The following is a 5,835-nucleotide window of genomic DNA, read 5'->3' on the forward strand; positions in this document are numbered from 1 at the left end:
AACGGTGCCCGCCGCCGATTCTCCGTCCCCCGCGCCCCCCGCCTCCGAGGACGCCATCGCCGACCTCAAGCGGCGGATGGAGGAGATGGCCGCCCAGATTGACAGACTTGCTTCGGGACGATGACCGGGCCGATTGATCCCATTCGCAGGTCGCGGCGGACCCCAGGCGCCCGAAACCCGTCTGTCGAGCCTGTCCTCGCGTTACCGAACCCCAACGCCGGCGCCGGCCGGACGGATCGCGTCAAGCCGCCCCCGGAGACTCCCCTCGCCGAAGGCGCTGCGGTGCTCAGTGCCCACCTTCTGGGGCAGGAGGGCGCCCGCCGGGGCCTGCGCGGCGGCGCCCCCGTCCTGGATGAAGCCCGCTCGGCCTATGAGACTGCCGAGTGGTCTGGCGGCGCGGATCGCCGCAAGAAGAAGGGACGCAAGGCGCGCCTCAAGACCTGATCCGCTCCGGCGAAATCCGCCGACCGGTCAGGATTGCCGCTGCCAAGGCGGCCTGTGTCCGCGGAAAAGCCTTGGTTTCCGGAGGCGCCCGGTCTGGCCCGGGCCTTGCAATAAGTTTGGCGAGATCCTCTCCGGAGCCCCGCCATGCCCGCCCTCGTCGCCCGTGTCCTGGATGTCGCCCTCGTCGTGGCCATTCTGACCGCCTTTACCTGACGGCCCGGCCGTCCTGCGGCGGCTTCAGAGTTCGATGACGGCGCCTGGGCGACGGGCCCGGGACTGCAGCCACATCACGCCCCAAAGGTCCGAGATCGAGGCCCAGAGCCGCCCGAGGTTGGTGTACTTCGACGATCCGGTCGTGCGTGGCCTGTGCCCAACAGGCAGGAAGGCCGTGGCATAACCCTCTCGCAGCATCAGGGCCGGCAGGTAGCGGTGGATGTGGTCGAAGTAGGGAAGCCTCAGGAAGGCCTCCCGCCGGAAGGCCTTCAAGCCGCATCCTGTGTCGTTGGCTGTGTCCCGGAGCAGGCGCTTGCGCACGCCGTTGCCAATGCGTGAGGCGACCTTCTTGGCGGCGCTGTCCTGCCGCCGCATCCGCTCGCCGCCCACCAGGGCCAGTTCCGGCGGACCCGACTTCAGGGCCTCGACCAGTCTAGGCGCGTCTGCGGGGTCGTTCTGCCCGTCGCCGTCCAGGGTGACGATGATGTCGCCTCGGGCCGCCAGCACGCCCGTCCGGACGGCCCGGCTCTGGCCAGCGTTGGCACTGTGACCCAGAACCCTCAGCGCCGGGATCTCGGCCTTCAGGGCCAGCAGGCGGGCGCGGGTGTCGTCCCGGCTGCAGTCGTCAACGAACAGGATTTCAAGGCTGTGCCCGGCGAAGGCGGCGGCGATCTCGCGGGCCAGGTCGGCGGCGGCGCCGGACTCATTGAACACCGGAACCACCACCGACACCTCGGGCCGCGTGGGCGTCTGGCGTCCTTCAGAGACAGGTTCTGCGGGGGCCTTGGGCATGGGTCATCCTACGAGCTTTCAGGCCTCAAGGGAAACGACGCCGCTTCCGGATCGTGCTAACCAACCCTGTATGTGGCTGGCGAACATCATCGACGCCTTCCGGCGCCCCGGCGGCTGGCGCGGTCCGGCGGTCGCGGCCCTGTTCACCCTTCTGGCCGGCCTGCCCGGCTTCCTGGCCCTGCCGCCCCTCGACAGGGATGAGGCTCGGTTCGCCCAGGCCACCGCCCAGATGCTCGAGCAGGACGACTATGTGGTCATCCGGTTCCAGGACCAGCCACGCTTCAAGAAGCCGGTCGGCATCCACTGGATGCAGGCCCTGGCGGCGTCGGCCTTCGGCGACGCGGCGCTGAGGGATATCCGGCCCTACCGCCTGCCCTCCCTATTGGGAGCCATGCTGGCCGCCGCCGCCTGCGTCTGGGGTGCTGCAGGCTTCTTCAGCCGGGGCGTGGCCCTGATGTCCGGGCTGATCCTGGGTAGCGGGCTTCTGCTGTCCACCGAGGCCTTCATCGCCAAGACCGACGCCATGCTGACGGGGCTCACAGTCCTTTGCCTTGCGGCCCTGGGGCGTCTCTATGCCGAGGCCCGGGGTGGGCGGCCGGCCGGTCGCCTCGCCATTCCCCTGTTCTGGCTGGCCCTCGCCCTGGCCATCCTGGTCAAGGGCCCCATCACGCCGCTCATCGTCGGGCTCGCCGCCCTGACCCTGCGGCTGGCCGACCGTCGGCCCCTGACATCGCAGCCCATCGGGTGGGCCTGGGGGCTGATCCTCCTGGCCCTGGTCATCGGCCCCTGGGCCTGGGCGGTCACGGTGGCAACGGACGGCGCCTTCTGGGCCGCGGCGATCGGCGGCGACCTCGCCCCCAAGCTGGTGGGTGGACACGAGACCCACGGCGCACCGCCCGGCTTCCACGCCCTGGCCCTTCCCCTCCTGGCCTTTCCCGCCACCCTCCTGCTTCCGGCCGCTGCGGTGGTCGCCTGGCGGCGGCGACGCGAGCCGGGGGTCCGGTTCGCCCTGGCCTGGCTGGTTCCCGCCTGGATTCTCTTCGAGGCCACCCCGACCAAGCTTCCCCACTATGTCCTGCCCCTCTATGCGCCCCTGGCCTGGCTTTGCGCCGCGGGCCTGGCGGAGGCGGCGACGCCTTGGGTGCGGCGGATCGGGGCTGGCCTTCACCTTCTGGCGGGAGGTCTCCTGGCGGCGGTCGCCCTTGGCCTTGCCCTCACCTATGGCGACGCCCGGGACCTACCGGCCGCCATCCTGGCTGCAGGCCTCTTCGCCCTGGCCGCCGCCGGCGGTGCCCTGTTCCTTCTACGGGGGCGGGTCTTCCGTGCCCTGGCCTGGGCCCTGCCCGCCGGGGTCCTGGCGCATGGTGTTCTGACCGGCCTCCTGGCGCCGGGTCTCCAGCCGCTCATGCTCTCCAGCCGGACGACGGAGGTCCTGGCCCGGGCGCGGCTCCTTCCCGCCCAGGGCGTGCTCCCCGGCCCCGTGGCCATCGCCGGATATGCCGAGCCCAGCCTGGTCTTTCAGGTGGGCACAGACACCGGACTGGGTGACGCCGCCGATGCCGCCAGGGCCCTGGCCTCGGGTCGGGCCGCGGTGGTCGAGGGTCGCGAGCAGCCCGCCTTCCGCGCCGCCCTCGCCCGGAACGGCGTCACGCCCATCGAGGTCGGCCGGGTGGCGGGCCTGAATTATTCCAACGGCGATGCGACCGAGCTTACGGTCTACGCCCCGCCCCCGGAGGTCCGTCCATGAGCCGCTTTATCGAGGTCGTCGAGGTGGGGCCGCGTGACGGCCTGCAGAACGAGAAGGTCGCCCTGACCCCCGCCCAGAGGGTCGAATTCATCCACCGCCTGGAAGCCGCAGGGGCCCGTCGCATCGAGACCGTCTCCTTCGTCAATCCTGCCCGGGTCCCGCAGATGGCCGGCGCCGAGGAGGTCTGCGCCGCCCTTCCGGCCGAGCCAAAGAGGTCGCGGATCGGCCTGGTCCTCAACATGCGCGGCTGGGACCGGGCGGTCTCCACGGGCTGTGACGAGGCCAATGTGGTGGTCTGCGCCACCGACGCCTTCGGGATCCGCAACCAGGGGGCGGACACCCGGGCCCAGATGGACACCCTGGCCGCCATCGCCGGCCGGCGGGCGACCGAGGGCGGCCCCCGCCTGTCGGTGACCTTTTCCGTCGCCTTCGGCTGTCCCTTCGAGGGCGAGGTCGATCCGGCGCGGGTGGTCGACCTGGTCCGCGAGGCGGCGGGCCTGCCCCTCGATGAGATCGCCCTGGCCGACACCATCGGGGTCGCCGATCCCTGGGCCGTCCGGCGCCTGGTGGAGTCCTGCCGGGCCGTCATGGGAGAACAGAAGCTGCGCCTGCACTTCCACGATACCCGCAATACCGGCCTGGCCAACGCCTTCGCCGGGGTGGAGGCGGGTGTGGACGTCCTGGACGCCAGCTGCGGCGGCCTCGGCGGCTGTCCTTTCGCACCCAATGCCACGGGCAATATCGGGACCGAGGACCTGGTCTACATGCTCGAGCGGGCGGGCTTCTCGACGGGCTACGACCTGCCAGCCCTGATCGCGACCACCGGGTGGATCTGCGGCCTCCTGGGCAAGACCCCGACCGCCGCGGTCACCCGCGCTGGCCTCTTCCCCCTCCCGGCCTGAGGTCGGTCCGACTCAGGCGGGGGGCTGCCCGAGACGCCAGAAGACCGGACGGACAACAGCGGCGGCGACGATGAAGGGGGCCAGCCCCAAGGCTGCAAGGGTCTCGAGGGGCGTGCTCGCGCGCTTGCAGAAGAACCGGGCCAGGCCGCGACCCTTGGCGTACTCGACCCTGAGGGGGTTGGCCCGGCTGGTATGCCCGACATGGACCACCTCCGCCTCGGGCTGGAAGACCACCTGGCCGCCAGCCTGGCGGATGCGCCAGCACAGGTCGATATCCTCGACGTGCAGGAAGTAGCCCTCGTCGAACCCGCCGATCGCCGCGAAATCGTCCCGGCGGATGGCGAAGCAGGCGCCCGAGATGGTCGGTGCCTCGATCACTGTGAGCGGTGCCGGCTCATCCTCCAGATGGACCTCAAACCGCTTCAGGCCAGGGATCCGGCTGGCCAGGGTGGAAAGGCTCAGGAAGGTCGAGAGCGGGGTGATCTCACCCCGTCGCCCGCCCCTCTGTTCCGAGCCGTCAGGGTTCAGGATCCGGGCACCGACCAGGCTGGGCGAAGGCCGACCCTCGAGGGCGCGGGCGAGGGCCGCCACCCCGCCGGGGCCCAGGAAGGCATCCGGATTGAGGAAGACCAGCAGGTCGCCCCGGGCGGCGTGGGCGCCAAGGTTGGCGCCCCTGGCGAAGCCCACATTCCCCTGGCCCGACAACAGCTGAACACTTGGGTTCGTCGCGGCCAGGTCGGACAGGCGTTCGGCGTCGCCGGGCGTGGAGCCATTGTCGACAATGACCACCTCGGCCACTTCCGGCTGGGACAGGGCGCTCTCGATCGAGGGGAAGAGGGACTCCCCGGTCATGTAGGCCACGAGCACGACGGAGGCCCCCGCGTTCAACGCAGGGGCCGCCAGCTTCGGGTCTGGACCGGAACGGGTGAGCATCAGCCTCTCGAGGTCCCGCGGGCCAGGTCAGGCGGGACCGCTTCTGCGACCAGGGCGGCGACCGCTTCGTCCAGGGGCAGGACGGTCTGGCCTTCGCTGCCCAGCCTGCGGATGGCCAGGGCGCGGGTCTCGGCCTCCCGGCGACCGACCGCGGCGATCACCGGGGTCTTGGCCAGGCTGTGCTCGCGGACCTTGTAGTTGATCTTCTCGTTGCGCAGGTCGAGCTCGACCCTAAGGCCCGCCGCCTTCAGGGTCGCGGCGACCTCGCGGGCGTAATCGTCGGCGTCCGAGGTGATCGAGGCCACTACCGCCTGGGTGGGTGCCAGCCACAGGGGGAAGGCCCCGGCATAGTTCTCGATAGTCACGCCCAGGAAGCGCTCCATGGATCCGCAGATCGCCCGGTGCAGCATGACCGGCCTCTGCTTGGAGCCGTCCTCGGCCACATACTCGGCATCAAGGCGCTCGGGCATGACGAAGTCCAGCTGCAGGGTACCGCACTGCCAGGTCCGGCCAATGGCATCGCGCAGGTGGAACTCCAGCTTGGGGCCATAGAAGGCGCCCTCGCCCGGCAGGGACTCGACCTCCATGTTCACCGCCTGGCGGGCGGCCCGGTCCAGCTTGGCCTCGGCAATGTCCCAGACCGCGTCGGACCCGGCGCGGACCTCGGGCCGCAGGGCCAGCTTTACGCTGTGCAACTCGAGGCCGAAGTCGGAATAGACCGAGTTCAGCAGCTTCACGAACTTTGTTGCCTCCGCCTCGATCTGGTCCTCGCGGCAGAAGATGTGAGCGTCGTCCTGGGTGAAG

6 protein-coding genes are annotated in these 5,835 nt (G+C 70.7%); 3 read left to right on the top strand and 3 right to left on the bottom strand.

Translation table 11 applies throughout. The features are described from left to right. The first annotated feature begins 282 nt into the window (after positions 1–282). Positions 283–444, top strand: coding sequence for a hypothetical protein (locus tag WCJ52_RS11030; protein WP_336903359.1), 162 nt, complete (start codon positions 283–285; stop codon positions 442–444). 237 nt (positions 445–681) lie between these two features. Here the strand turns inward: WCJ52_RS11030 and WCJ52_RS11035 are convergent, their stop codons facing one another. Beyond that, positions 682–1,449, bottom strand: a complete 768-nt coding sequence (locus WCJ52_RS11035) for a glycosyltransferase family 2 protein (protein WP_336903360.1) — start codon at positions 1,447–1,449, stop codon at positions 682–684. A 70-nt stretch (positions 1,450–1,519) separates the two neighbouring features. Here WCJ52_RS11035 and WCJ52_RS11040 point away from each other — a divergent pair, with 70 nt between their 5' ends. Together WCJ52_RS11040 and WCJ52_RS11045 are read left to right on the top strand one after the other, a co-directional pair. Continuing rightward, entirely contained in the window at positions 1,520–3,196 is a 1,677-nt protein-coding gene (locus tag WCJ52_RS11040; protein ID WP_336903361.1) for a glycosyltransferase family 39 protein, read from the top strand. After that, positions 3,193–4,098 (top strand): hydroxymethylglutaryl-CoA lyase, encoded by a 906-nt coding sequence (locus WCJ52_RS11045; RefSeq protein WP_336903362.1) that lies wholly within the window; start codon positions 3,193–3,195, stop codon positions 4,096–4,098. Before WCJ52_RS11040 ends, WCJ52_RS11045 begins: the two co-directional genes overlap by 4 nt. A gap of 12 nt (positions 4,099–4,110) precedes the next feature. Here WCJ52_RS11045 and WCJ52_RS11050 read toward each other — a convergent pair whose 3' ends face one another. Both WCJ52_RS11050 and WCJ52_RS11055 read right to left on the bottom strand, forming a co-directional pair. Then, a complete protein-coding gene (locus WCJ52_RS11050) occupies positions 4,111–5,031 on the bottom strand; it encodes a glycosyltransferase family 2 protein (protein ID WP_336903363.1) in 921 nt (306 codons plus the stop codon). Further along, the coding region (locus WCJ52_RS11055) for a threonine--tRNA ligase (protein WP_336903364.1) at positions 5,031–5,835 on the bottom strand (805 nt) is incomplete at its 5' end. The genes WCJ52_RS11055 and WCJ52_RS11050, both read right to left, overlap by 1 nt.

Origin of the sequence: Phenylobacterium sp. (genome assembly GCF_037138395.1) — a bacterium.
GTDB lineage: Bacteria > Pseudomonadota > Alphaproteobacteria > Caulobacterales > Caulobacteraceae > Phenylobacterium.